Annotated in this window: 24 protein-coding genes and 1 pseudogene; 5 read left to right on the top strand and 20 right to left on the bottom strand. The window is 73.1% G+C overall.

What is annotated here, in order from left to right; genetic code table 11:
- The first annotated feature begins 204 nt into the window (after positions 1 to 204).
- Genes Srubr_RS37495 through Srubr_RS37485 form a run of 3 tightly spaced genes read left to right on the top strand, consistent with a single transcriptional unit; the run spans position 205 to position 2,924 of the window.
- On the top strand, positions 205 to 1,275 hold the full coding sequence (locus Srubr_RS37495; protein ID WP_189996899.1) for a M4 family metallopeptidase: 1,071 nt from the start codon (positions 205 to 207) through the stop codon (positions 1,273 to 1,275).
- A gap of 21 nt (positions 1,276 to 1,296) precedes the next feature.
- The gene (locus tag Srubr_RS37490) at positions 1,297 to 1,563 is read left to right on the top strand and encodes a protealysin inhibitor emfourin (protein ID WP_189996900.1); all 267 of its coding nucleotides are present in this window, start codon (positions 1,297 to 1,299) and stop codon (positions 1,561 to 1,563) included.
- A gap of 44 nt (positions 1,564 to 1,607) precedes the next feature.
- Positions 1,608 to 2,924 (top strand): GH1 family beta-glucosidase, encoded by a 1,317-nt coding sequence (locus tag Srubr_RS37485; RefSeq protein ID WP_189996901.1) that lies wholly within the window; start codon positions 1,608 to 1,610, stop codon positions 2,922 to 2,924.
- Between the two features lie 4 nt (positions 2,925 to 2,928).
- On the opposite strand, the gene era is transcribed toward Srubr_RS37485, so the two are convergent.
- The gene (gene era / locus Srubr_RS37480; RefSeq protein ID WP_189996902.1) at positions 2,929 to 3,882 is read right to left on the bottom strand and encodes a GTPase Era; all 954 of its coding nucleotides are present in this window, start codon (positions 3,880 to 3,882) and stop codon (positions 2,929 to 2,931) included.
- 98 nt (positions 3,883 to 3,980) lie between these two features.
- Here era and Srubr_RS37475 point away from each other — a divergent pair.
- Both Srubr_RS37475 and Srubr_RS37470 read left to right on the top strand, forming a co-directional pair.
- A pseudogene (locus tag Srubr_RS37475) lies at positions 3,981 to 4,193 on the top strand (ammonium transporter); the annotation flags it as partial.
- Positions 4,190 to 4,528, top strand: coding sequence for a P-II family nitrogen regulator (locus tag Srubr_RS37470; RefSeq protein WP_189996903.1), 339 nt, complete (start codon positions 4,190 to 4,192; stop codon positions 4,526 to 4,528). The pseudogene Srubr_RS37475 and the gene Srubr_RS37470, both read left to right, overlap by 4 nt.
- On the opposite strand, the gene Srubr_RS37465 is transcribed toward Srubr_RS37470, so the two are convergent.
- The 19 genes from Srubr_RS37465 to hrcA form a co-directional block, all read right to left on the bottom strand.
- The gene (locus tag Srubr_RS37465; protein WP_189996904.1) at positions 4,422 to 5,435 is read right to left on the bottom strand and encodes a DUF916 domain-containing protein; all 1,014 of its coding nucleotides are present in this window, start codon (positions 5,433 to 5,435) and stop codon (positions 4,422 to 4,424) included. The two genes, Srubr_RS37470 and Srubr_RS37465, sit on opposite strands and share 107 nt — an antisense overlap.
- Positions 5,436 to 5,507: 72 nt before the next feature.
- Positions 5,508 to 6,836, bottom strand: coding sequence for a WxL domain-containing protein (locus Srubr_RS37460; protein ID WP_189996905.1), 1,329 nt, complete (start codon positions 6,834 to 6,836; stop codon positions 5,508 to 5,510).
- A 190-nt stretch (positions 6,837 to 7,026) separates the two neighbouring features.
- A complete protein-coding gene (locus tag Srubr_RS37455) occupies positions 7,027 to 7,500 on the bottom strand; it encodes a hypothetical protein (RefSeq protein WP_189996906.1) in 474 nt (157 codons plus the stop codon).
- A gap of 291 nt (positions 7,501 to 7,791) precedes the next feature.
- Entirely contained in the window at positions 7,792 to 8,145 is a 354-nt protein-coding gene (locus tag Srubr_RS37450) for a cytidine deaminase (RefSeq protein WP_189996907.1), read from the bottom strand.
- A gap of 47 nt (positions 8,146 to 8,192) precedes the next feature.
- The gene (locus Srubr_RS37445; protein ID WP_189996908.1) at positions 8,193 to 8,552 is read right to left on the bottom strand and encodes an MmcQ/YjbR family DNA-binding protein; all 360 of its coding nucleotides are present in this window, start codon (positions 8,550 to 8,552) and stop codon (positions 8,193 to 8,195) included.
- The gene (locus Srubr_RS37440) at positions 8,549 to 9,850 is read right to left on the bottom strand and encodes a hemolysin family protein (RefSeq protein ID WP_189996909.1); all 1,302 of its coding nucleotides are present in this window, start codon (positions 9,848 to 9,850) and stop codon (positions 8,549 to 8,551) included. The genes Srubr_RS37445 and Srubr_RS37440 overlap by 4 nt, the downstream gene beginning before the upstream one ends.
- 9 nt (positions 9,851 to 9,859) lie before the next feature.
- The gene (gene ybeY / locus Srubr_RS37435) at positions 9,860 to 10,357 is read right to left on the bottom strand and encodes an rRNA maturation RNase YbeY (protein WP_030777220.1); all 498 of its coding nucleotides are present in this window, start codon (positions 10,355 to 10,357) and stop codon (positions 9,860 to 9,862) included.
- Between the two features lie 12 nt (positions 10,358 to 10,369).
- Positions 10,370 to 11,452: a PhoH family protein gene (locus tag Srubr_RS37430; protein ID WP_189996910.1), complete on the bottom strand. Its 1,083-nt coding sequence runs from the start codon at positions 11,450 to 11,452 to the stop codon at positions 10,370 to 10,372.
- A gap of 203 nt (positions 11,453 to 11,655) precedes the next feature.
- On the bottom strand, positions 11,656 to 12,813 hold the full coding sequence (locus tag Srubr_RS37425; protein WP_189996911.1) for a carbohydrate kinase family protein: 1,158 nt from the start codon (positions 12,811 to 12,813) through the stop codon (positions 11,656 to 11,658).
- A 92-nt stretch (positions 12,814 to 12,905) separates the two neighbouring features.
- Positions 12,906 to 14,222 carry a glucarate dehydratase family protein gene (locus tag Srubr_RS37420; RefSeq protein ID WP_189996912.1) on the bottom strand — a complete coding sequence of 439 codons (1,317 nt, stop codon included), beginning with the start codon at positions 14,220 to 14,222 and terminating at the stop codon, positions 12,906 to 12,908.
- A gap of 128 nt (positions 14,223 to 14,350) precedes the next feature.
- On the bottom strand, positions 14,351 to 15,355 hold the full coding sequence (locus Srubr_RS37415) for an adenosine deaminase (protein ID WP_189996913.1): 1,005 nt from the start codon (positions 15,353 to 15,355) through the stop codon (positions 14,351 to 14,353).
- A 20-nt stretch (positions 15,356 to 15,375) separates the two neighbouring features.
- A complete protein-coding gene (locus Srubr_RS37410) occupies positions 15,376 to 16,281 on the bottom strand; it encodes a ribonuclease Z (RefSeq protein ID WP_189996914.1) in 906 nt (301 codons plus the stop codon).
- Between the two features lie 6 nt (positions 16,282 to 16,287).
- On the bottom strand, positions 16,288 to 16,641 hold the full coding sequence (locus tag Srubr_RS37405) for a histidine triad nucleotide-binding protein (RefSeq protein WP_189996915.1): 354 nt from the start codon (positions 16,639 to 16,641) through the stop codon (positions 16,288 to 16,290).
- Between the two features lie 81 nt (positions 16,642 to 16,722).
- Positions 16,723 to 19,953, bottom strand: coding sequence for a S41 family peptidase (locus tag Srubr_RS37400; RefSeq protein ID WP_189996916.1), 3,231 nt, complete (start codon positions 19,951 to 19,953; stop codon positions 16,723 to 16,725).
- A gap of 57 nt (positions 19,954 to 20,010) precedes the next feature.
- Positions 20,011 to 20,403, bottom strand: a complete 393-nt coding sequence (locus tag Srubr_RS37395) for a VOC family protein (protein ID WP_189996917.1) — start codon at positions 20,401 to 20,403, stop codon at positions 20,011 to 20,013.
- 19 nt (positions 20,404 to 20,422) lie between these two features.
- Entirely contained in the window at positions 20,423 to 21,160 is a 738-nt protein-coding gene (locus Srubr_RS37390) for a 16S rRNA (uracil(1498)-N(3))-methyltransferase (protein WP_189996918.1), read from the bottom strand.
- Complete coding sequence (locus tag Srubr_RS37385) at positions 21,157 to 22,275, bottom strand: nitronate monooxygenase (RefSeq protein ID WP_189996919.1); 1,119 nt, start codon at positions 22,273 to 22,275, stop codon at positions 21,157 to 21,159. The genes Srubr_RS37390 and Srubr_RS37385 overlap by 4 nt, the downstream gene beginning before the upstream one ends.
- A 165-nt stretch (positions 22,276 to 22,440) precedes the next feature.
- Complete coding sequence (dnaJ, locus tag Srubr_RS37380) at positions 22,441 to 23,577, bottom strand: molecular chaperone DnaJ (protein ID WP_189756483.1); 1,137 nt, start codon at positions 23,575 to 23,577, stop codon at positions 22,441 to 22,443.
- Positions 23,578 to 24,594, bottom strand: coding sequence for a heat-inducible transcriptional repressor HrcA (gene hrcA / locus Srubr_RS37375; protein WP_189996920.1), 1,017 nt, complete (start codon positions 24,592 to 24,594; stop codon positions 23,578 to 23,580). It abuts the gene before it with no gap.
- Positions 24,595 to 24,619: the final 25 nt, after the last annotated feature.

The raw sequence follows: 24,619 nt of genomic DNA, 5'->3' as shown, positions 1-24,619 counted from the left end.
GATGCTCCGCAGCCTAGCCGAGCCGTTCCGGGCGCGCGGGCCTGTCCCAGTATGCGGGACCCCACGGCAAATCCGGACAAAGAGTGCGCTATACCACATCGCCGTAGCATAACGTCACGCTGCGTGGCCACTGTTGTCCGGGTATTTCACCAATCATGGTGGCAGGTAGTGACAGTGAGGTCACACAATGCGATGGTTTCGGGTATGACCAGCAACGGGGGCTCCGAGCCCGTCTTCTGCACGATCGTGCCGCCGCACGTCCTCGACCAGCTCGCCCGGCACGACGACCCCGCCCTGTCCGGACCGGCCCGCCGGTCGCTGGAGCACGACGCCTACCAGCGCACCAAGCGCCGCCTGACCACGGTGATCGGCGCCGCCGCCGTCGCCCCGCCCGAGGGCGCCGCCGCCGACCGGCCGCACCGCACCATCTACGACGCCGGGCACACCCAGGACCTGCCCGGCACCAAGGTCCGCGAGGAGGGCTCCGAGCCCGGCTCCGACGCCTCCGTCAACCGGGCCTACGCGGGCCTCGGCGCCACCTTCGACCTGTACCTGAAGGTGTACGGCCGGCACTCCATCGACGGCAACGGCCTGCCGCTGGACGCCACCGTGCACTTCGGCGAGGGCTACGACAACGCCTTCTGGAACGGCGAGCAGATGGTCTTCGGCGACGGGGACAACGAGGTCTTCCTCGACTTCACCATCCCGGTCGACGTCATCGGCCACGAGCTGACCCACGGCGTCACCCAGCACACCGCCAACCTCGACTACCACGGCCAGTCCGGCGCGCTCAACGAGTCGCTCTCCGATGTCTTCGGCTCGCTGATCAAGCAGTACACGCTCGGCCAGACCGCCGCCGAGGCCGACTGGCTGATCGGCGCCGGGCTGCTCGCCCCGCGCGTCACCGGCACCGCCCTGCGCTCGATGAAGGCCCCGGGCACGGCGTACGACGACGACGTCCTCGGCAAGGACCCGCAGCCGGCGCGGATGGAGGACTACGTCCGCACCGGCCGCGACAACGGCGGCGTGCACATCAACTCCGGCATCCCCAACCACGCCTTCTACCTGACCGCCACCGCCCTCGGCGGCCACTCCTGGGAGAAGGCCGGGCAGGTCTGGTACGACGTGCTGACCGGCGGCGACCTCAAGGAGAACGCCCAGTTCACCGACTTCGCCACGCTGACGGTGAAGGCGGCCCGGGAGCGGTACGGCGCCGGGGACGAACTGCGGGCCGTGCAGAAGGCCTGGGAACAGGTGGGGGTGCGCACACTGTAGTTCCGTACTAGACACGGACCCATGCGTATTCGAGTGCGGCGTACGGGCGGTTTCGCGGGCATCGAGCGCCGGGCCGAGGTGGACACCTCCACCCGGCCCGACGCCGAGGAGTGGCAGGCCCTGGCCAGGCGCGTCCTCGCGTCCGGCCGGAGCGCGCCCCCGGCGGGCGTCCCGGACGGCTTCAGCTACGAGATCACGGTCGACGATCGGACCGTGCACACGGCCGATCCCCGACTCACCGACGACGAGAGGGAGTTGGTGACACGGGTACTGAAGGAAGGCGCGTGACGGGGCGTTGACTTCCGTCGCCGAGGGTGCGGATGATCCCGCCCATGGCGACTGACGCAGGCACCGAGATACCCCGGTTCCCGGCCGGCTTCCTGTGGGGTGTGTCGACCTCCGCCCACCAGATCGAGGGCGCGGCCGAACTGCGGGAGCCGTCCGTCTGGGACGTGTTCACGGCCGGGCCAGGGCGGGTGCGGGACGGCTCGACGGCGGCGGTCGCCTGCGACCACTACCACCGCTACGCCGAGGACGTGGCCCTGCTCGCGGACCTCGGCGTGGACGCGTACCGCTTCTCCGTCTCCTGGCCCCGGGTGAACTCCCCCGGCGGCCTGGACTTCTACGACCGTCTGGTGGACGAGCTGTGCGCGGCGGGCGTGCGGCCCGTGCCCACCCTCTTCCACTGGGACCTGCCCGCCGCGCTGGACTGGCTGGAGCGGGACACGGCGTACCGGTTCGCCGACTACGTGTCGGTGGTGGCGGACCGGCTCGGCGACCGGGTGGCCACCTGGATCACCCTCAACGAGCCGGCGGAACACACCCTGCTGGGCCACGCGATCGGCGCCCACGCCCCCGGCCGGCGGCTGCTGTTCGACGCCCTGCCCGCCGCCCACCACCAGCTCCTCGCCCACGGTCTCGCGCTGCGGGCGCTGCGCGCGGCCGGTGCGGCGGACATCGGCATCGCCAACTCCCACGGCCCGGTCTGGCCCGCGTCCAAGGACCCGGCCGACATCGCGGCGGCGGACCTCTACGACACCCTCCTCAACCGGCTGTTCGCCGAGCCGGTGCTCCTGGGCGCGTACCCGGAGGGCATGGCGGAACTGATGGGCGACACCACGGCGGAGGATCTGGAGGTGATCGCCGGACCCGTCGACTGGTACGGCGTCAACTACTACGCGCCGTCCCGGGTGGGCGCCCCCGGGGACGGCGACGGCGCGTACGGCGGCCTGGAACTGCCCGCCGAACTGCCCTTCTCGGTGCGGGAGATCGAGGGCCACCCGGTGACCGACTTCGGCTGGCCGGTGGTCCCCGAGGGCCTGACCGAACTCCTCACCGGCCTGCGCGACCGCTACGGCGACCGGCTCCCGCCCGTCGTCATCACCGAGAACGGCTGCTCCTACGAAGGCGTCGACGACCAGGACCGCATCGCCTACCTGGACGCCCACATCCGCGCCGTCCACACCGCCCGCGCCGCCGGTGCCGACGTCCGCGGCTACTTCGTGTGGTCCCTGCTGGACAACTTCGAATGGGCCGAGGGCTACACCCGCCGCTTCGGCCTGGTGCACGTCGACTACACGACGCTCGAACGCACCCCGAAGTCGTCGTACCACTGGTACCGCGAGGTGCTGCGGGCCCAGCGCCGGTGAGACCTCAGAAGCCCAGCTTGCGCAGCTGCTTGGGGTCGCGCTGCCAGTCCTTGGCCACCTTGACGTGCAGGTCGAGGAAGACCGGCGTGCCCAGCAGCGCCTCGATGTGCTTGCGGGACTTGATGCCGACCTCCTTCAGGCGCTTGCCCTTGGGGCCGATGATGATCCCCTTCTGGCTGGGGCGCTCGATGTAGACGTTGGCGTGGATGTCGAGGAGGGGGCGGTCGGCGGGGCGGTCCTCGCGCGGGAGCATCTCCTCCACGACCACCGCGATGGAGTGCGGCAGCTCGTCGCGCACGCCCTCCAGCGCGGCCTCGCGGATCAGCTCGGCCACCATCACCTGCTCGGGCTCGTCCGTCAGATCGCCCTCGGGGTAGAGCGCCGGCCCCTCGGGGAGCAGCGGGATCAGCAGGTCGGCCAGCAGATCCACCTGCTTGGCGCCGACCGCCGACACCGGCACGATCTCCGCCCACTCGATGCCCAGTTCCTTGCCCAGCTGGTCGATGGCGATCAGCTGCTCGGCGAGGGCCTTGGAGTCGACCAGGTCGGTCTTGGTGACGATCGCGACCTTCGGCGTCTTCTTGATGGCGGCCAGTTCCTTGGCGATGAACCGGTCGCCGGGGCCGAGCTTCTGGTCCGCCGGCAGGCAGAAGCCGATCACGTCGACCTCGGCCCAGGTCGTGCGGACCACGTCGTTCAGCCGCTCGCCGAGCAGCGTGCGCGGCTTGTGCAGCCCGGGGGTGTCGACCAGGATCAGCTGCGCGTCCGGCCGGTGCACGATGCCCCGCACCGTGTGCCGGGTGGTCTGCGGGCGGTTGGAGGTGATCGCCACCTTCTGCCCGACCAGAGCGTTCGTCAGGGTGGACTTGCCCGCGTTGGGGCGGCCCACGAAGCAGGCGAAGCCGGCGCGGTGGACGGACTCGGCCGGCTGCTCGGAATTCTGGCTACGAACGCTCATGCCGCCCATTCTCCCTGATCCACGAAGCGGCGCCGTACCACCGCCGCCCACCGCCCCCGCCGGTGAGCTTCCAGCCGCCGCCGGACCGGCAGCTGCCGGCGGTGGCGGCGTACGCGTTCTCGGTGTCGCACGGGCCCGGCGAGCCGCTCGACAAGGCGCTGGGGTTCCGGGCGAGCGAGGAGCAGGAGTACACCGGTCCGGACCTTACGGTGCACGCCGAGACCGCATACGATCACGGCGTCCTGGGCCACGGCGCCCCGGTCTCCCGCTCCGCCCCGCTCACCGCCCAGAAGGTCGAGACCCAGGCATGAAGCTCATCACCGCCGTCGTCAAGCCGTACCGTCTGGACGAGGTCAAGGCCGCGCTGCGGGAGCTGGGGGTGCACGGGCTGACCGTGACCGAGGCCGGCGGCTACGGCCGGCAGCGCGGGCACACCGAGGTCTACCGGGGGGCCGAGTACCGGGTCGACCTGGTGCCGAAGGCGCGGATCGAGGTGGTCGTGGAGGACGCGGTCGCCGACGACGTGATCGACGCGGTGGTCAGGGCCGCCCGGACCGGGAAGATCGGCGACGGAACGGTCTGGGCCGTTCCCGTCGAGACGGTCGTCCGGGTGCGGACCGGCGAGCGCGGGCCCGACGCCCTCTGACCAGCAACGCCCCGGTCAGCGTCCCGGCGGCGAACACCAGCGCCAGCAGCAGCCAGGGCAGCACGAGGAAACCGGCGCTCGCCGACTCCCGGGTGTCCCGGGCGCTCGCGGTGACCGTGACCTCGCCGCGGTCGAAGCGGGGCAGCCCGCGCCAGGTCTCGGTGAGCCGTACCCGCTGACCCGGCAGCAGTTCGGCGGGCACCCGGGTGAGCGTGCGGTCGAGCAGGGTACTGCCGAACAGTCCGCGCGCCGTCAGCCTCACCCGGGGGCTGAGGGTGACGTTGCCGGTGTTGCGCAGGGTGTAGGAGACGGTGGCCGTGCCGGCGCCGAGCCCGGGCAGCGACGGGCGGTGCCGGCTGACCCGCACCTGTCCGACGGAGAGCGCGGGCAGCCGGGGTCCGCCGACCCGGAGGTAGACCCGGGCGCCGACGGCCCGTCGCACCCCCAGGGCGGGGCTTCCGCCGCCGGTGCCGGTCCGCTCGTCCAGGGCCACGATCGCGCCGGGGTGGTCGCCGGGCTCGGCACCCTCCGGGACGCGCAGGGTGAAGGGCACGGTGACGGTCCGGTGTCCGGGCACGGTGATCCGGGTCCGGGCGAGACCTGCCCAGGCGCCCACCCCGCGCATCGGCTCCCCCGCGGTCCGCACGGCGAACCCGCCGTCCCGGGCGGTGTTGTAGGCGTCGGCCGCGTACAGCCGGAAGGTCAGCGGGCGGCCCGTCCGGTTGTGGACGGCGACCTCGTCGGTCAGGGTCCGGCCGGGGTCGGCCCAGAGGGTGAAGTAGGGCCGCGCGGCGGGCTCGGAGGCGACCGGGTAGACGGACCAGCTGCCGTTGTCGGCGGCACGGGCGGGGGCCGCCGGCCACAGCGGCAGGAGAGCGGCCAGGAGGAGGGCGTACGGCTTGCGCATGGGTGCGGAAACCCCCACGGGGCTCAAGGACAGGGGAGGCGAGGGCCGGGCGGGTGCGGACGCCCGTGGAGCTCACGTGAGCGTCAGCGTGAGCACGCCCGCGTACGCGCCGGGCGGGGTGAACGCCGGTACGTCCAGGGAGAGGCCGGCGTCGACGGTGAACTCGCCGCCGGTCAGCGTCCCGTCGGCGGTGGAGGCGAGGGTCGCCCCCGAGTCTCCCACGGTGCCCGCCGAACCGGCCTGGCAGGCGCTGGGGCTGCCCGCCTTGGCCGCGCAGGCGGGGGTCCAGCTCAGCTCGTCCGCGTCGATCCGGCCGCCGGGGCCGGTGAAGTCGGTGACCTCGCCGGTCAGGGACCAGCCCGCGGGCCCGCCGCGGAAGTCCTTGACGGTCACCGTGTTCAGGCGGCCGGTGGCGGGTCCGCCCCGGCCGAAGTCGACCGCGGAGAGGGCGACGGAGTCCCCGGCCTGGGTCATGGACAGGGTGCCCGCCTTGACGGTGGTGGTCAGCTTCTGACCGTTGCCGGGGACGGGCGTGTCGTCATGGACGGTGTAGACGGCCGGCCCGGCGCCCCGGTCCGGGTTCCAGGAGCCGCCTTCGTAGGCCACGATCCCGGTCGTCGCCTTGTCGCGCACGACGAGAGAGCCGCTGAAGGAGCCCTGTGCGTTGGCGGTGACGGTCGCGGTGTCCGCGGTCTGGGTGTCGCCGGCCCGTCCGGCCAGGGTGACGGCGGCGCCCGGCGTGAAGTGGCTGCCGCTGACGGTGACGCCCGCCCCGGGGGCGCCGGACGCCGCACCGAGGGAGATCGACCGGGTGCCGGCCGGGGGGCCGTCGGTCGCGGTGACGGTCACCGAGACCGGGGCGGGCGGGGTGATGACCGTGCAGGGGGTGTCCAGCTCCATGATGTAGCTGGTGTGGATGTTGTAGTCGCCGGGCGAGAGGGTGATCCGCCCGGGCTCGGTGACGGTGAACGTGCCCGTCATGGAGAACGACGGGAAGGCCGCCTTCCCCGGCACCGGCGGGTTCTTCTTCGGCCCGGCGACGGTGACGGCGCCGGTCTGGGCGCCGCCGAGGGTGACCTTCCCGGTCGGGGTCATGATGTCGGCGGGCAGGGCCAGTTCGGTGGGGTTGCTCGCGGCGGCGGTGACCACGGTGTAGGTCACCGTGACCTTGTCGCCGACCCGGGGGCGGGTGGTGTCCACCGCCACGTTGGCGGTGGTGGTGCCGTCGATGGGCGGGATGCCGGCGACGGCCGGCGGGATGCAGTGCGTGCCGAAGTCCACGTTCGCGCCGGCGGCGCTGGCCGGACAGGCCAGCGCGCCGCCCGCGGTGACCGCGAGGGCGGTCGGCCCGAGCAGTGCCGTCCAGCGCCACCGTCGGGCTCTTCGGGGTGTCGGACCCATGGGCCCCCTCCTGAGGGTTGCGGGCGCAGCGGCTCGGCTGCGCCGACAGGGGGCATTGGCGGGGAGCGGGGGTGAGAAGTCAATGGAAATGCCGCAGAGACCTGACGGATCATCAGTTTCTGCGGCATTCCGGGAGTCACGGCGGTTACGGCGGTCACCGCGCGATCCGGAACGGATCGCTCGGCCGCGCTCAGAACACGAACGGTCCGGGCGACTGCTTGGCCGTGGCGGTACAGGTCACGGAGACCCCGAAGATCACCATCTTCAGCGAGCCGCCGTACGCCTCCAGCCTGTCGCCGGCGGCCACGGTGCCGGCCAGCGGGCCGACGGTGACCGCGGCGCCGGCGGCCATCGCCGGGTTCCTGGTCCCGCTGAAGACGGTGGTGCCGCCGCTCGCCTTGACCATGGTGAGCGTGGTGGCGATCGAGTCCTGGGCCACCGCGACCGGGGTCTTGATCGCGGAGGAGCTGAGGGTGAGGGTGGCCGAGGTGCCGCTCTGGGTGGCGGTGAGCGTGGCCGCGCCACCGCCGAAGACGCCGCAGTTCGCGTTGATGGTCGCCGACTGGGGGGTGACGGCGGCCGCGGAGGGCGCGAAGGCCAGTCCGGTGACCGCGAGGGCCCCGGCGGCCAGGGCCGCACCCATCGCCGTGCGTGTGCCTCTCATGGGGATCCGCTTCCCTTTCGTGGTGGGGAGGTGCCGGGTGGGGACGCCGACGAACGGAGAGAGGCCCGAGCAGGCGGGTGCGGGCGCTGCACGGCGGTGCGGATCTGACGGTCCGTCGGACGTAATGGCCCCATTGACGCGCGCCGACGAAAACCCGACAAGGTTGAAATCCAGCCGACCTGGCGGGGGCGGGGTGCCTGGGTGGGGGCGGGGCCCCGGGCGAAGGCGGAAGCCCGGATTCCGGCGGAAGTACGGGCGGCCCGGCCCCGGGCCCGGGCCGGTGTGGGGGTCTCAGGTGGCGGGGATGGTGAGGCGGACCGTGCCGTCGGGGGCCGCGAGCAGGATCGGGGTGCCGGTGCCGCCCAGGTCGGCCACGGCGGACAGGTCCTCGGCCGGGAGCGAGTCCGCGTCGCTCACCACGGCCGCCGCCTCCAGGGACCGCGCCCCCGAGGCCGCGGCCATCGCGACGGCGGTCCGCAGCGCGCTCAGCTTCAGCGAGGGCAGCTCCACCGTCCCGGCGACATACGTGCGCCCGGTCTCGTCCCGTACGGCCGCGCCCTCGGGCACGACGTTGCGGGCCCGCGCGGAACGGGCCAGGGTGACGATCTTGCGGTCCTCGGGGTCAAGCCCGGTGCTCTCGGTCATGCCCCGAGCATACGAAGCCGCGCCGGGCCCGCCCCGCCACGGGTGCGTCACGGCCGGTCGAGCCGCAGCCGCTGCGCCCTCGGCAGACCCGCCACGACCAGGTCGTAGGAGTCCTCGATCAGCTCCCTGACCAGCCGGTCCGGCAGCGCCCCGTCGACGGTCACCGTGTTCCAGTGCCGCTTGTTCATGTGCCAGCCGGGGACGATCAGCCCCTCGTGCTCGCCGCGCAGCCGGACCGCGTCCTCCGGGTCGCACTTGAGGTTGACCTTCAGGGGCCGCGCGTCCAGCGTCGTCAGGGCGAACATCTTGCCCAGCACCTTGAAGACCGAGAACTCCGGGCCGAACGGGAAGTCCTCCACGGCCGCCTCGAACGACAGGCAGAAGGCGCGCAGCTCCTGCGGGGTCACTCGGCCTTCTCCTCCTCGGAGACCGGCACGGGAACCGGCTCGACCAGCACCGTGACGATCTTGTTGCGGCGACCGGCCGCGGCCTCCGCCGTCAGCCGCAGCACCCGCCCGTCCGGCAGCCGCACATCGGCGGACGCACCGGCGATCGGCACCCGGCCGAGCGCCTTGGCGAGCAGCCCGCCGACGGTCTCCACGTCCTCGTCGTCGTACTCCTCCAGCCCGTACAGCTCGCCGAGGTCGGTGATGTCCAGGCGGGCGGTGACCCGGAAGCGGTCGTCGCCGAGGTCCTCCACGGGCGGAAGTTCCCGGTCGTACTCGTCGGTGATCTCCCCGACGATCTCCTCCAGGATGTCCTCGATGGTGACGATGCCCGCGGTGCCGCCGTACTCGTCGATGACGACGGCGACGTGGTTGCGTTCCTTCTGCATCTCGCGCAGCAGGTCGCCGGCGTTCTTGGTGTCCGGCACGAACACGGCCGGGCGCATCGCCGTGGACACCAGGTCGCCCTCCGCCTCCCGGCTGATGTGCGTCTTGCGGACCAGGTCCTTCAGATACACGACCCCGATGATGTCGTCCTCGCTCTCACCGGTGACCGGTATCCGCGAGAAGCCGGACCTCAGGGCCAGGGTGAGGGCCTGGCGGATGGTCTTGAAGCGCTCGATGGTGACCAGGTCGGTGCGCGGCACCATGACCTCGCGCACCAGGGTGTCGCCCAGTTCGAACACCGAGTGCACCATCCGGCGCTCCTCGTCCTCGATCAGCGACTCCTTCTCGGCGAGGTCGACCAGCGCGCGCAGCTCCGCCTCGGAGGCGAAGGGGCCGTGCCTGAAGCCCTTGCCGGGCGTGAGCGCGTTGCCGATGAGGATCAGCAGGGACGGCACCGGGCCCATGATCCGGGCCAGCGGCAGCAGCACATACGCCGCCGCGGTCGCGGTGTGGATCGGGTGCTGGCGGCCGATGGTGCGCGGGGAGACCCCGACGGCGACGTACGACACGAGGACCATCACGCCGAGGGCGACCAGCAGGGCCTCCCACGTGGTGGGGAACTCCTGGAGGCAGGCGTAGGTGACCAGGGTCGCGGCGGCCATCTCGCAGGCCACCCGGACCAGCAGGGCCACGTTCAGATAGCGGGTGGGGTCGGCGGCGACCTGGGCGAGCCGGGCGCTGCCCCGCCGCCCGGACTTCACGGCCTCCTCGGCGCGGAAGCTGGAGACGCGGGCGAGGCCCGCCTCCGCGCAGGCGGCGAGCCAGGCCACGACGACGAGCGCGATCGCGCCGAGCACGAACTGGACGGACATGCTGCCCGCTTACGAGACGGTCGGCGCCGGGGACGGACCGGTCAGGCCACGCTCGGCCCGCCAGCCGTCCACGATGGCCGCCTGGAGCCCGAACATCTCGGCCTTCTCGTCGGGCTCCTCGTGGTCGTACCCGAGCAGGTGGAGCACGCCGTGGACGGTGAGCAGCTGGAGCTCCTCGTCCATGGAGTGCCGGGTGGGCGCCTCGGCGCCCTGCCGGGCGGCGACCTCCGGGCACAGCACGATGTCGCCGAGCAGCCCCTGCGGCGGCTCGTCGTCGTCCTTGGACGGCGGCCGGAGCTCGTCCATCGGGAAGGACATGACATCGGTGGGGCCCGGCAGGTCCATCCACTGGATGTGCAGCTGCTCCATGGCGTCGGCGTCCACGACGATCACCGAGAGCTCGGAGAGCGGGTGGATGCGCATCCGCGCGAGCGCGTAGCGGGCGATGTCCAGGATCGCCTGCTCGTCTACCTCGGTGCCGGACTCGTTGTTGACGTCGATCGACATGGTCGTGCTGGTCTACTTCCCCTTGGAGCCCCTGGCGCCGGTCCCGGCCCGGCCACCCTTGGGGGAGCCGCCGTTCTCGGTGCCGTGCTTGCTGTCGTACTGCTCGTACGCGTCGACGATACGGCCCACCAGCTTGTGCCGTACGACATCGTGGGACGACAGCCGGGAGAAGTGGACGTCCTCGACGCCGTCGAGGATCTCCTGCACCTGGCGCAGGCCGGACTTCTGCCCGCCGGGCAGGTCGACCTGTGTGACGTCACCCGTGATCACGATCTTCGAGTCGAAGCCGAGGCGGGTGAGGAACATCTTCATCTGTTCGGGGCTGGTGTTCTGGGCCTCGTCCAGGATGATGAAGGCGTCGTTGAGCGTGCGGCCGCGCATGTAGGCGAGCGGCGCGACCTCGATCGTCCCGGCGGCCATCAGCCGGGGGATGGAGTCCGGGTCGATCATGTCGTGCAGCGCGTCGTACAGCGGGCGCAGATACGGGTCGATCTTCTCGTAGAGCGTGCCGGGCAGGAAGCCGAGGCGCTCGCCCGCCTCCACCGCCGGGCGGGTCAGGATGATCCGGTTGACCTGCTTGGACTGCAGGGCCTGCACGGCCTTGGCCATGGCCAGGTAGGTCTTGCCGGTGCCGGCGGGGCCGATGCCGAAGACGATCGTGTGCTTGTCGATCGCGTCGACGTACCGCTTCTGGTTGAGGGTCTTGGGGCGGATGGTGCGGCCCCGCGAGGAAAGGATGTTCTGCGTGAGCACCTGCGCCGGGGTCTCGGGCCCGTCGTTCGTGCCGTTCTCGCTCGCCTTGAGCATGGCGATCGAGCGTTCCACTGCGTCCTCCGTCATCGGCTGCCCGGTGCGGAGCACCAGCATCATCTCGTCGAACACGCGCGAGATCAGGGCGACGTCCACGGGGTCGCCGACCGCGCTGATCTCATTGCCCCGGACGTGGATGTCGGCCGCCGGGAAAGCCCTCTCGATCACGCGCAGGAGGGAGTCGCCGGAACCCAGCACGGTCACCATGGGGTGCTGGGCGGGGACGGTGAACTGCGCTCTCGCCTGCTCCTGCGCGGGGGTGTGAGCTGTCGGTGTCTCTGTCATGGGCCGGCGCTGAAGGCCTGCGCTTCCTCCTCGTCACGGCCGCACGGCTGACGGCGGCCTCGCACTGTCCAGGGTACGACGGGGGGCTGACAACGCCGTAGGGCTTTTCCTACGACCGTTTTTCCGGCCCGCCGCGCCGTCACCGACCCATCGCCGTGCCCTTGGACCAGGTCGCCGTGCCCCCGCCGTGACCATGCCCCGGCTCAGGCCGAGCGGCCGAACCCGATGGTGGGCACGGCCCGGCGCAGCGGCCAGGGCCGGTCCAGCCGCCGGGGGACGAGGTCCTCCAGGAAGGCGTACCGGGCCAGCGCCATCGGGTCCTGCCCGGGCAGGGACTGCACCTTGCGCCACCACGCCCCGATCTCCGACCAGCCGGGCGCGGACAGTGAGCCGCCGAACTCCTGCACCGACAGCGCGGCCGTGAGCCCGGCGAAGGCGAGCCGGTCGGCCAGCGGCCAGCCGGCCAGGGAGCCGGTCACGAACCCGGCGACGAACACGTCCCCGGCCCCGGTCGGGTCCAGCGCCTCCACGGCGATCGCGGGGACCTCGGCGGCCTCCCCGGTGCGCCGGTCCACCGCGTAGGCGCCCTCCTCGCCGAGGGTCACCACGGCCACCGGCACGCACTCGGTCAGCGCGTGCGCGGCGGCCCGGGGGCAGTCGGCGCCGGTGTAGCGGCGGGCCTCCTCCGCGTTGGGCAGGAACGCCTCGCAGTGCTCCAGGTCGGGCAGGCCGGCCAGATCCCACGCGCCCGTGTCGTCCCAGCCGACGTCGGCGAAGATCCGGGTGCCCGCGCGGGCGGCCTCGGCGATCCACGGGGCGCCGCGGCCCGGGGTGAGGGAGGCCACGGCGGCCCGCGCGCGGGGCGGCCGGGCGGGCCCCCCGTCCGGGCCGAAAACTGCCTGGGGCGGCGGCTCGTGGCCGTGGGAGACCATGGTCCGCTCGCCCTCGTAGGCCATGGAGACGGTGACCGGGGAGTGCCAGCCGGGCACGGTCCGCGAGGCCGAGAGGTCGATGCCCTCGCCCCGTTCCAGCGCGTCCCAGCAGTACTCGCCGTAGTGGTCGTCGCCGAACGCGGCGGCCAGGGCGGTGCGCAGGCCGAGCCGGGCCAGGGCGGCGGCCATGTTGGCGACCCCGCCGGGGCTGGAGCCCATGCCCCGGGCCCAGGACTCGGTGCCGCGCACCGGCGCCGAGTCCAGGCCGGTGAAGATGATGTCGAGGAAGACCGTGCCGGTGAGGTACACGTCCCAGGGCGGATCGCCGGGGGCGCGCAGCGCGGCGAGCGGGTCGACCTGGACCTGGCGGCGCGCTGCCTGGGTGAGGTGTTCCGGTTCCTCTCGGGCGAGGGTGTGCGACGACGTCACGGTGCGCTCCCTGGCGTGGTGCGGTTCTGGCCAGTGTGCACCAGCACACCCATCGGAACGCCAGGAGTTCGCTCACGACGGGCCGGCGCCGGTCACCAGCGGGGCATCGCCGGGGTGCGCCAGGCGGGGTCCGCGACGCGCATCGCCGCCGCGTCGTCGCGGTCGCGCAGCGTGCCGTCGTCGTCGGCCCAGCGCCGATGCAGCCGGGCCAGTTCGTCCCGGTCCAGTTCGACGCCGAGGCCGGGCGCGTCGGACACGTCGACCCGGCCGGCCCGGAAGGCGATCCGCTCGGTGAGGACGTCCTCGGACTGCCAGGGGTAGTGGGTGTCGCAGGCGTGGTGCAGGCCGGGGACCGTGGCCGCCACCTGGGTCATCGCGGCGAGGCTGATGCCGAGGTGGGTGTTGGAGTGCATGGAGACGCCGACCCCGAAGGCGGCGCAGATCCCGGCGAGCCGCTGGGTGTTGCGCAGCCCGCCCCAGTAGTGGTGGTCGGACAGGACGACCTGGACGGCGTCCTTGGTGAACGCCTCCTTGATCTCGCCGAAGGTGGTCACGCACATGTTGGTGGCCAGCGGCACGTCGGTGCCGGCGGCCACCTCGGCCATGGCGGGCGTGCCCAGCGTGGGGTCCTCCAGGTACTCCAGGACGTCGCCCAGCTCTTCCGCGACCTTCAGGGAGGTGGCGACCGACCAGGCGCCGTTGGGGTCGAGCCGCAGCGGGTGCCCGGGGAAGGCGTCGGCGAGGGCGCGGACGGCGGCGATCTCCTGCTCGGGCGGGAAGACCCCGCCCTTGAGTTTGAACGAGCCGAAGCCGTGCCGCCGCTGGAACAGGCGGGCCTGTTCGACCACGCCGGCCGGGTCGAGCGCGGCGCCCCAGTCGTCGGGCTCGGCGGGGATGCCCGCCGGGTGCCCGTCCCACTTGTAGAAGAGGTAGGCGCTGTACTCGACGGCGTCGCGGACCTTCCCGCCGAGCAGCGCGTGCACGGGCAGGCCGAGCGCCCGGCCCTGGGCGTCGAGGCAGGCGACCTCGAAGGCGGACAGCACCGACAACCGCAGTTTGTCGGCGGTCTGTACCCCGCGCAGCCCGCCCGCGTCCGTCCCGCCGTCGGTCCGGGAGGCGTCCACGGCCAGGTCGATCCCGAACAGGCCGTTCACGTCCATGACCGAGCGCCCCGTGAGCCGTTCGGCCAGCGACCGGGCCGGCTCCAGGTACTTGGTGTCGCCGTAGGTCTCGCCGAGCCCGGTGACCCCGTCGGCGGTGACGATCTCCACGATCAGCCGTGGGGTGTACGGCTGGTGCACGCCCTGGGTGTTGAGCAGGGGCGGGTCGGCCACCAGGATCGGCGTCAGCCGCACCTCGGCGATGGTCAGGTCACGGGTCACAGGGAGGCCCCCACCATCTCTCAGCATGAATAACGTCTATATATGAGAACGCGCGCTAGACGGTTCTACCCTCGGACACCACCCGCAAACGACACCGTGGCCGGGATCACACACCCCGGCCACGGCAGCGGCACGTCACATCACCTCGTCCGCGGCTACGACACGTCGTCCCCGAACTCGTACGCGTCCACCTCGGCGAGGTAGCGGGCCCGGCGCTCCTCGTCGTCCTCCAGGAAGGAGGCGAGGAAGGAGTTGCGGGCCAGCTCGCGCAGCCGGCCCCGGGACAGGCCCAGGCTCTCGTGCACGGCCGCGAAGTTGTCGCCCGCGTACCCGCCGAAGTACGCCGGGTCGTCGGAGTTGACCGTGCACAGCAGCCCGGCGTCGAGCATGGCGGGCAGCGGGTGGTCGGCGAGGGTGTCGACGGCCCGCAGGCGCACGTTGGACAACGGGCACAGGGTGAGCGGGACGCGTTCCCGCACCAGCCGCTCCACCAGCGCCGGGTCCTCCACGCAGCGCAGACCGTGGTCGACGCGCTCCACGCCCAGCACGTCCAGTGCCTGTGTGATGTACTCCGGCGGCCCCTCCTCACCGGCGTGCGCGACCCGGCGCAGCCCGAGCGCGGCGGCGGCCTCGTACACCTCGCGGAACTTCGCCGGAGGGTGCCCGACCTCGGCGGAGTCCAGGCCGACACCGGTGATCCGGTCCAGGTACGGCCGCGCGGCCTCCAGCGTGACCAGGGCCGACTCGGCGGACTCGTCCCGCAGGAAGCACATGATCAGCCTGGTGGAGACGCCGTGGTTCGCCTCGCTCTCCCCCAGCGCCCGCCACAGCCCCTCCACGACCGTGCCCAGGGACACGCCCCGGGCCACATGGGCCTGCGGGTCGAAGAAGATCTCCGCGTGCCGCACGCCCTGCGCGGCGGCCCGGGCCAGGTAGGCATCGGCCAGGTCGGCGAAGTCGTCCTCGGTGCGCAGGACGGCCATCAGCTCGTAGTACAGGTCGAGGAAGGACTGGAGGTCCGCGAAGCGGTAGGCCTCGCGGAGGGCGTCGGTGTCCGCGTACGGCAGGCGCACGCCGTTGCGGGCGGCCAGCTCGAACGCCAGCTCCGGCTCCAGGGTGCCTTCGATATGGAGGTGCAGTTCTGCTTTCGGGAGAGGCATCAAAGCATCGTACGGGTGTATTACCGCCGTTTCGGAAGCGGCACCCGCAGCAGATCGTGGGCCACGGTCAGCTCCCCCGTGAACCCGGCCGCCCGCGCCTGCCGCTCGAACTCCCCGGGCTCGGTGTAGCGCTGGCTGAAGTGGGTCAGCACCAGGTGCCGCACCCCGGCGTCCCGGGCCACGGCGGCGGCCTGCCCGGCCGTCAGGTGCCCGTGCTCGACGGCGAGGTCCGCGTCCTCGTCCAGGAACGTGGACTCGATGACGAGCAGGTCGCAGCCCTCCGCGAGCGCGTGCACGCCGTCGCAGAGCCGGGTGTCCATGACGAACGCGAACCGCTGTCCGCGCCGCACCTCGCTGACGTCCTCCAGGGCCACGTCCCCGAGTCGCCCCTCCCGCTGGAGCCGGCCCACGTCCGGGCCCTGGATGCCGTGCGCGGCGAGCCGGTCGGGCAGCATGCGGCGGCCGTCGGGCTCGACGAGCCGGTAACCGTAGGACTCCACGGGGTGCGAGAGCCGGCGCGCCTCCAGGGTGTACGACCGGGTGACCGCGAGGAGGCCGTCGGCGGCGACCGGGGCCTCGGTGAGGGCGACGGTCTCGCGGTAGGCGGTCGCGTAGCGCAGGCGCTCGAAGAAGCGCCGGCCGGAGCGCGGGTAGTGCGCGGTGATCTCGTGCGGCACCCGGTCCAGGTTGATCCGCTGGATGACTCCGGCCAGGCCGAGGGAGTGGTCACCGTGGAAGTGCGTGACGCAGATCCGGTTCAGGTCGTGGGCGGCGACCCCGGCACGCAGCATCTGCCGCTGCGTGCCCTCGCCGGGGTCGAAGAGGATGCCCTCGCCGTCCCACCTCAGCAGGTAGCCGTTGTGGTTGCGGTGCCGGGTCGGGACCTGGCTGGCGGTGCCGAGGACCACCAGTTCACGTACGGACACGGACGCTCAGCCCGGGGGCCACTGGAGGCCGCGGCCGCCGAGGACGTGCGCGTGGGCGTGCCAGACGGTCTGCCCGGCGCCGGACCCGGTGTTGAAGACGAGCCGGTAGCTGTCGAGGCCCTCGGCGTCGGCCACGGCCTTGGTCTCGGCGAGGACGTCGGCGGCGACCTGCGGGGCACCGGCGGCCAGCTCGGCCGCGTTCTCGTAGTGGGCCTTGGGGATGACCAGGACGTGGGTCGGGGCCTGCGGGTTTATGTCCCGGAAGGCCACGGTTGTTTCCGTTTCGCGGACGATTGTCGCCGGGATCTCGCCCGCGACGATTCGGCAGAACAGGCAGTCGTTCTGCGGCTCTCCGGCCATGCGTATGCCTCCTGTGATCACTACGGTGGGCATCGTAGTCGTTCGGTCGTACGTGGTCGCTCGCGCGGTTCCCCGCGCCCCTCAGGTCGGCAAGCCGGGCGGAGTTTTCGCGGGCTGCTCCTCCAGCGCCTCCAGCGCGAGCGCGATCGCCGCGTCGAGCTGTGCGTCCGTGCCGGATGCCCAGTCCTGGGGGCGCTGTACGACCTCCACGTCGGGGTCCACGCCGTGGTTCTCCACGTCCCAGCCCACCCCCTCCAGCCAGATCGCGTACTTCGGCTGGGTGACCAGGGTGCCGTCGACCAGGCGGTAGCGGCTGTCGATGCCGATGACGCCGCCCCAGGTGCGGGTGCCGACGACCGGGCCGATGCCGAGGGCCTTGATCGCCGCGTTGACGATGTCGCCGTCCGAGCCGGAGAACTCGTTGGCGACGGCGACGACCGGGCCGCGCGGCGCGTCGAGCGGGTAGCTGGTGGGGCGCATGCCGCGCGCCAGGTCCCAGCCGATGATCCGGCGGGCCAGCTTCTCCACCACCAGCTGAGAGGTGTGGCCGCCCCGGTTCTCCCGGACGTCGACCACGAGTCCCTCGCGGGCGACCTCCACGCGCAGGTCGCGGTGGATCTGGGCCCAGCCGGGGGCCTGCATGTCGGGGACGTGGAGGTAGCCGAGGCGGCCGCCGGAGGCCGCGTGGACGTGGGCGCGGCGGTCGGCGACCCAGGCGTGGTAGCGCAGGGGTTCCTCATCGGCGATGGGGACGACGACGGTGTGCCGGGGTTCGCCGCCGCCGGCCGGGGAGACGGTCAGCTCCACCGGGTGGCCCGCCGTGCCGACCAGCAGCGGGGCCGGGCCCGTCACCGGGTCGACCGGGTGCCCGGCCACCGCGATGACGGCGTCCCCGGGGCGGACCGCGACGCCGGGCGCGGCCAGCGGGGAGCGGGCGTCCGGATCGGAGGTCTCCGCCGGCAGAATCCGGTCGATGCGCCAGCTGCCGTCCTCGTGCCGGGAGATGTCGGCGCCGAGCAGGCCGTGCCGGGCGCGTCCGGAGCCGCCGCGCGGGGTGACGTAGGCGTGCGAGGTGCCGAGTTCGCCGTGCACCTCCCACAGCAGGTCGACCAGGTCGCTGTGGGTGGCGAGGCGGGCCAGCAGCGGGCGGTAGCGGTCGAGGATCCCGGCCCAGTCGGCGCCGCCGAGATCGGGGCGCCAGAAGTGGTCGCGCATGAGGCGGCCGGTCTCGTCGTACATCTGCCGCCACTCGGCGGCCGGGTCGACGGTCTGCCGGACCCGGGCGAGGTCGACGGTGACGCTGGTGTCGCCGTCGTCGTCGCTGCCGGCGCGCCGGTCGCTGGGCACGACCCGCAGCCGGCCGTCGCTCCACAGCAGCAGGCGTTTGCCGTCGCCGCTGACCTCGAAGTGGTCGGCGTCGGCGGCGAGGTGCTCCAGGCGGCGCTGGGCGAGGTCGTAGCGCTCCAGCTCGGTGTGCGGGTCGGGGTCCTCGGGGTGGGCACGGGCGGCGCCGAGGGCACCCCGCACGGGGTGGCGCAGCCACAGGACACCGTCCTTGGCGGCGCGCAGCGTGGAGTAGCGGCCGGCCTCCACCGGGAAGGGCACTATGCGGTCGGCGAGCCCTTCGAGGTCGACGCGGGTGGCCGGGGTGCCCTCGCTGTCGGGGGTCTCGTCCTTGTCGGGGGTCTCGAAGGGGCGGCCGTGGCGCTGCGGACCGAACGGCGAGGGGGTGGTGGCGGCCAGGGTGATCAAATGCGGCCGGGCGCCCACCACGAAGGCGAGGTCGAAGACGTGTTCGTCGTAGACCGGGTCGAAGGCGCGGTTGGAGAGGAACGCCAGGTGCTTGCCGTCGAGGGTGAACGCGGGCGCGTAGTCCTGGAAGCGCAGCGGGGTCGCCTCGGTGACCGACAGGTCGGTGGTGTGGGCGATGCGCAGCTGGGACAGCGGGCGCGGGCCGGGGTGGGACCAGGCCAGCCAGGCGGAGTCCGGGGAGAAGGCGAGGCCGGAGACCTCGCCGTCGTCGCTGCGGTCGACCTCGCGGACCTCGCCGGTCTCGCGTTCGACCAGCAGCAGCCGGCCGTCGTGCGCGGCGACGGCGGCCCGGCCGCCGTCGGGCGCCATGGCCAGTTCCAGGACCCGGCCGAGCTGTCCGGCGGCGAGCCGGCGCGGCGGGGCGCCGGGCACGGTGCCGGTCGCCGGGGCGAACTCCAGGGCGTCCTCGCCCTCGGCGTCCGTCACCCACACCACCCATTCCTCGCCGTCGGCGCGGAAGGCGCGCGGCATCCGGGCGCGGACGCCGGGGCTGGCGGCCAGGGCGCGGGCGGGGCCGGAACGGTGGGTGACCCAGTGGACGCCGCCGCGCACGCAGACGGCGCTGCCGCGCGCGGTGTGGCCGGGGGACGCCTCGCCGAACCAGCGGGCGGCGTTGACCGGGTACGGCCTGAGGTCCACGCGGGGCCCGCCGAGCCGTATCTCCAGGCGGCGCGGCTCGGCGCCCTCCAGGTCGTCCAGCAGCCACAGTTCACCGGCCGAGCTGTAGACGATCCGGGTGCCGTCGCCGGCCGCGTGCCGGGCGTAGAAAGTGTCGAGGGGGGTGTGCCGGCGCAGGTCGGAGCCGTCGGCGAGGGAGGAGTAGAGCGCGCCGGTGCCCTCGTGGTCGGACAGGAACGCGATGCGGTCCCCCGCCCACACCGGGCACTCGATGTTCCCGTCGAGGTTCTCGTGCAGCCGTACGAACTCCCCGGCGTCTTCCCCGCCTCGGGCCGCCCGGTCGATCCACAGCTTGCCCGCCGTGCCGCCCCGGTAGCGCTTCCAGTAGGCGGCCTCGCGGCCCATCGGCGCCGACAGCAGCACGGTGGCCGGGCCGAGGGCGACGCCGCCGACCGGGCCGTAGGGCAGTGTCTCGGCCGGGCCGCCGTCCAGCGGGACGGCGTGCGCCCAGGTGTGCCGGAAGCTGTGCCGGCCGTGCGCGCCGAGCGCGAGCACCCGCCCGTCCGTGGTCCAGCCGCGCACCTCCGTACGGGAGTTGCCCCAGTACGTCAGCCGCTTGGCGGGCCCGCCGTCGACCGGGGCGACGTGCACCTCGGGGGCGCCGTCCCGGGTGGAGGTCCAGGCGAGGTGCCGTCCGTCCGGTGACAGACGGGGCTGGGTCACCGGCATGTTGTCGGCGCTGACCCGCCAGGCCCGGCCGCCGTCCAGCGGGGCGAGCCATACGTCGTCCTCGGCGACGAAGGTCACCAAGTCGCCGTGCAGATGGGGGAACCGGAGGTAGCCGGAGCCGTGCGCGTTTCCCGTCGAAGCACCCTGAGTCACCCCGTCACTCTACGCAGCGGCGGGCCCGCTCCGCCCCCGGTTTCCGGTCACTCGCGGTCAGCCGCGCAGCAGCAGCCACTCCTGGAGTTCCACCAAGTTGCCCTCCGGGTCCTTCAGATGGGCGACGCGCATGCGGTCGGTCATGGGCGCCGGGCCGTGCAGCAGGGTCGCGCCCCGGGCGGTGATCGCGGCGCAGTAGGCGTCGAGGTCGTCGACGCGCAGCACGACCAGGGAGCGGTGCCCGGTGGCGGTGTCGCCCGCCTCGGCCAGGACCCCGGCCATCATCGAGCGGTCCTGGAGGGCGATCCCGGCGGAACCGGTGTGCGGGCTGAACTTCTCGTACGGCCCCCCGGTCGCGCCGGACTGCGGCTTGAGGCCGAGGACATCGGCGTAGAAGCGGTAGCAGGCGGCGAAGTCGCTGACCAGGAGCCGGACTTGGGCGAGTTCCACGGGGCCTCCGAGCGGTGTTCTAGGACCAGCGGCCGGTGCGACCCAGCAGCAGGGCCGCGGCGGCGGTGCCGGCGGTGGAGGTGCGCAGGACGGTCGGGCCGAGGACGTACGGCGTGGCACCGGCCTCGGCGAACAACGCCAACTCCTCCGGGGACACGCCCCCCTCGGGGCCGACGACCAGCACGATCTCGCCCTCGGTGGGCAGTTGGGCGGTGGCCAGCCGCTCCGTGCCGCTCTCGTGGAGCACCGCGGCGAAGTCGGCGCGGGCGAGCAGCGCGGCCACCTGCTTGGTCGTCGCCGCGTCCGCGACCTCGGGGAAGCGGACCCGGCGGGACTGCTTGCCGGCCTCCCGGGCGGTGGCCCGCCACTTGCCGAGGGCCTTCAGCCCGCGGTCGCCCTTCCACTGGGTGATGCAGCGGGACGCCTGCCAGGGCACGATCGCGTCGACGCCGACCTCGGTCATGGTCTCGACGGCGACCTCCCCGCGGTCGCCCTTGGGCAGGGCCTGGACGACGGTGATCCGCGGGCTCGGCGCCGGTTCCTCGGTCACCGGGTCCATGCGGACGATCAGCCGGTCCTTGCCCTCGGTGCCGGTCACCTCGCCCACCGCGAAGCGCCCGGCGCCGTCGGTGAGGACGACCTCCTCGCCGGGCCGCAGCCGCTTCACGGAGACGGCGTGGCGGCCCTCGGCGCCCTCCAGGACGAACCGGTCGCCGTCCGGCTCGAAGCGCTCCACCACGAAGACGGGGGCGGTCACGCGCCCTCACCCCCCGCACGAAATTCGTCCTCACGGGACTCGGCCTTACGGGACTCGTCCGACAACGCTGTCCGGGCCGCGGCGAGTTCCGCCGCCAGCACCTCCACCAGCCGTCCGGCCGGCAGCCGCCGGGCCATGCGGTGGCCCTGTCCCGCCCACAGCGCCATGCCCTGCGCGTCACCGGCGTTCGTGGCGGCCTTGCGCAGCGGCGAGGTGAGGTGGTGGACGTCCGGGTAGGCGGCGGGCGCGTACGGGCCGTGTTCGCGCAGGAAGCGGTTGACCAGGGAGCGGGCCGGGCGGCCGGTGAAGGCGCGGGTCAGCCGGGTGCGCGCGAAGAGGGGGTCGGTCAGCGCCTGTTTGTACGCGTCGGGCGCGCCGGACTCGTCGGTGGCGAGGAAGGCGGTGCCGAGCTGGGCCGCCTCGGCGCCGGCCGCGAGGACGGCGGCGATCTGGCCGCCGCGCATGATGCCGCCGGCGGCGACGACCGGGATGTCCACGGCCTCGCGGACCTGCGCGAGCAGCGACAGCAGCCCGGTGCCGGCGCCGTCGTCCTCGGGCGAGTCGCGGTGGGTGCCCTGGTGGCCGCCGGCCTCCACGCCCTGCGCGACCACCGCGTCCGCCCCGGCCGCCTCGACCGCGCGGGCCTCCTCGGCGGTGGTGGCGGTGACCAGGGTGAGGGTCCCGGCCCGGCGCAGCCGCGTGACGACCTCGCGGTCGGGCACGCCGAAGTGGAAGGAGACCACCGGGACCGGGTCGTCGAGCAGGACGGCGAGCTTGGCGTCGTAGCCGTCGTCACGGCCGCCGTCCGGGTCGCCCAGCTCGGTCTCGTACCAGGTGGCCTCGCCGGCCAGCTGGTGGGCGTAGACCTCGACGGCGCCGGACTCCGCGAGGTCGGGCTGCGGCATGAACAGGTTGACGCCGAACGGGCGGCCGGTGAGCCCGCGCAGCCGCTTGATCTCCTGGTACATCCCGTCGGCGGTCTTGTACCCGGCGGCGAGGAACCCCAGGCCGCCGGCCTCGCAGACGGCGGCGGCGAGCTGCGGGACGGAGACTCCGCCCGCCATGGGTGCCTGCACGATCGGGAGGGGGCAGAGATCGGTCAGCGCGGAGGACATGACCGCATGGTGTCACGTCCTTCGGACCGGCCGGAATCGGGGCGTCCCCCGGAACGGCCCTGAGACGCCCCCGACACAACCCGGGGGCGCCCGCATGGTCCAGCGCCCGCCGAACGCGCCCTTCAGCCGACGTCAGCGCCCGTTGAACGCGCCCCTCGGCCGACCTCAGCGCCCGTTGAACGCGTCCTTCAGTCGCGAGAACAGACCCTGCTGTCCCGGCTGGAACTGGCCCTGGGGCCGTTCCTCGCCGCGGAGCTTGGCCAGTTCGCGCAGCAGGCGCTCCTGCTCGGGGTCGAGCTTGGTCGGGGTCTGCACCTCGACGTGCACGACCAGGTCGCCCCGGCCGCCGCCGCGCAGATGCGTGACACCGCGGTCGTGCAGCGGGATCGACTGGCCGGACTGGGTGCCGGGCCGGATGTCGACCTCCTCCATGCCGTCCAGGGTCTCCAGCGGCACCTTGGTGCCGAGCGCCGCGGCCGTCATCGGGATGGTGACCGTGCAGTGCAGGTCGTCGCCGCGCCGCTGGAAGGTGGGGTGCGGCAGCTCGTGGATCTCCACGTACAGGTCGCCGGCCGGGCCGCCGCCGGGGCCGACCTCGCCCTCGCCCGCGAGCTGGATCCGGGTGCCGTTGTCGACACCGGCCGGGATCTTCACGGTGAGCGTGCGGCGGGAGCGCACGCGGCCGTCGCCCGCGCACTCCGGGCACGGGGTCGGCACGACCGTGCCGAAGCCCTGGCACTGCGGGCACGGCCGGGAGGTCATGACCTGGCCCAGGAAGGACCGGGTGACCTGGGAGACCTCGCCCCGGCCGCGGCACATGTCACACGTCTGGGCGGACGTGCCGGGGGCCGCGCCCTCGCCGTTGCAGGTGTTGCAGACGATGGCGGTGTCGACCTGGATGTCCTTGGTCGTCCCGAAGGCCGCCTCGTCCAGCTCGACCTCGATCCGGATCATCGCGTCCTGGCCGCGCCGGGTGCGCGAGCGCGGCCCGCGCTGCGACGCCGTACCGAAGAACGCGTCCATGATGTCGGAGAAGTTGCCGAAGCCGCCGGCCCCGAAGCCGCCGGCGCCGGCGCCGCCGGACTGCGAGAGCGGGTCGCCGCCGAGGTCGTAGACCTGCTTCTTCTGCGGGTCCGACAGCACCTCGTAAGCGGCGTTGATCTCCTTGAACCGCTCCTGGGTCTTCGGATCCGGGTTGACGTCCGGGTGCAGCTCGCGTGCGAGCCGCCGGAACGCCTTCTTGATCTCATCCTGCGACGCGTCGCGGCGCACGCCGAGAACGGCGTAGTAGTCCGTGGCCACCTACGACTCCGCCAGGATCTGTCCGACGTACCGTGCCACTGCGCGTACCGCTCCCATCGTTCCCGGGTAGTCCATGCGGGTCGGTCCGACCACGCCGAGCTTGGCAACCGCCTCGCCGCCCGAACCGTAGCCGACCGACACGACGGACGTGGAGTTGAGTCCCTCGTGGGCGTTCTCGTGGCCGATGCGCACGGTCACGCCCGGGTCCTTCGCCTCGCCGAGGAGCTTGAGGAGCACGACCTGCTCCTCCAGTGCCTCCAGGACGGGCCTGATCGTGAGGGGGAAGTCGTGCCCGAAACGGGTGAGATTGGCGGTACCGCCGATCATCAGCCGCTCCTCGTTCTCCTCCACGAGTGTCTCCAGCAGGGTGGAGAGCACCGTGGAGACCGTACCTCGGTCCTCCGGCTCGAAGGCGTCCGGCAGGTCCTCGACCAGCATCGGCACATCGGTGAACCGGCGGCCCGCGACCCTGCTGTTCAGCCGGGCCCGCAGATCCGCCAGCGAGGCCTCGCCGAACGGGGCCGGGCAGTCGACCATACGCTGCTCGACCCGGCCGGTGTCGGTGATCAGCACGAGCATCACGCGCGCCGGGGCGAGCGAGAGCAGCTCCACGTGCCGGACCGTGGACCGGGTCAGCGACGGGTACTGCACGACGGCGACCTGCCGGGTCAGCTGCGCGAGCAGCCGCACCGTGCGCGCCACGACGTCGTCGAGGTCGACGGCGCCCTCCAGGAAGTTCTGGATCGCCCGCCGCTCGGGCGCGGTCATCGGCTTCACGCCCGCGAGCTTGTCCACGAACAGGCGGTAGCCCTTGTCGGTGGGGATGCGCCCCGCGCTGGTGTGCGGCTGCGCGATGTACCCCTCCTCCTCCAGGGCCGCCATGTCGTTGCGGACGGTGGCCGGGGAGACGCCGAGGTTGTGCCGCTCGGTGAGCGCCTTGGAACCGACCGGCTCCTCGGTGCCCACGTAGTCCTGGACGATGGCGCGCAGTACCTGAAGCCTGCGTTCACTCAGCATGCGCGCGCACCTCCAGCACGTCGTC

It is taken from the genome of Streptomyces rubradiris, assembly GCF_016860525.1.
GTDB lineage: Bacteria > Actinomycetota > Actinomycetes > Streptomycetales > Streptomycetaceae > Streptomyces > Streptomyces rubradiris.
The sequence above is the reverse complement of the archived record's forward strand: the minus strand, read 5'-3'. Positions and strand labels throughout refer to the sequence as shown.

Excerpts from the sequence above, each read along its gene's own strand:
- Srubr_RS37495 (WP_189996899.1), top strand. The coding sequence starts at position 205 with ATGACCAGCAACGGGGGCTCCGAGCCCGTCTTCTGCACGATCGTGCCG.
- Srubr_RS37490 (WP_189996900.1), top strand. The coding sequence starts at position 1,297 with ATGCGTATTCGAGTGCGGCGTACGGGCGGTTTCGCGGGCATCGAGCGC.
- Srubr_RS37485 (WP_189996901.1), top strand. The coding sequence starts at position 1,608 with ATGGCGACTGACGCAGGCACCGAGATACCCCGGTTCCCGGCCGGCTTC.
- era (WP_189996902.1), bottom strand. The coding sequence starts at position 3,882 with ATGAGCGTTCGTAGCCAGAATTCCGAGCAGCCGGCCGAGTCCGTCCAC.
- Srubr_RS37470 (WP_189996903.1), top strand. The coding sequence starts at position 4,190 with ATGAAGCTCATCACCGCCGTCGTCAAGCCGTACCGTCTGGACGAGGTC.
- Srubr_RS37465 (WP_189996904.1), bottom strand. The coding sequence starts at position 5,435 with ATGCGCAAGCCGTACGCCCTCCTCCTGGCCGCTCTCCTGCCGCTGTGG.
- Srubr_RS37460 (WP_189996905.1), bottom strand. The coding sequence starts at position 6,836 with ATGGGTCCGACACCCCGAAGAGCCCGACGGTGGCGCTGGACGGCACTG.
- Srubr_RS37455 (WP_189996906.1), bottom strand. The coding sequence starts at position 7,500 with ATGAGAGGCACACGCACGGCGATGGGTGCGGCCCTGGCCGCCGGGGCC.
- Srubr_RS37450 (WP_189996907.1), bottom strand. The coding sequence starts at position 8,145 with ATGACCGAGAGCACCGGGCTTGACCCCGAGGACCGCAAGATCGTCACC.
- Srubr_RS37440 (WP_189996909.1), bottom strand. The coding sequence starts at position 9,850 with ATGTCCGTCCAGTTCGTGCTCGGCGCGATCGCGCTCGTCGTCGTGGCC.
- ybeY (WP_030777220.1), bottom strand. The coding sequence starts at position 10,357 with ATGTCGATCGACGTCAACAACGAGTCCGGCACCGAGGTAGACGAGCAG.
- Srubr_RS37430 (WP_189996910.1), bottom strand. The coding sequence starts at position 11,452 with ATGACAGAGACACCGACAGCTCACACCCCCGCGCAGGAGCAGGCGAGA.
- Srubr_RS37420 (WP_189996912.1), bottom strand. The coding sequence starts at position 14,222 with ATGCTGAGAGATGGTGGGGGCCTCCCTGTGACCCGTGACCTGACCATC.
- Srubr_RS37415 (WP_189996913.1), bottom strand. The coding sequence starts at position 15,355 with ATGCCTCTCCCGAAAGCAGAACTGCACCTCCATATCGAAGGCACCCTG.
- Srubr_RS37405 (WP_189996915.1), bottom strand. The coding sequence starts at position 16,641 with ATGGCCGGAGAGCCGCAGAACGACTGCCTGTTCTGCCGAATCGTCGCG.
- Srubr_RS37385 (WP_189996919.1), bottom strand. The coding sequence starts at position 22,275 with ATGTCCTCCGCGCTGACCGATCTCTGCCCCCTCCCGATCGTGCAGGCA.
- hrcA (WP_189996920.1), bottom strand. The coding sequence starts at position 24,594 with ATGCTGAGTGAACGCAGGCTTCAGGTACTGCGCGCCATCGTCCAGGAC.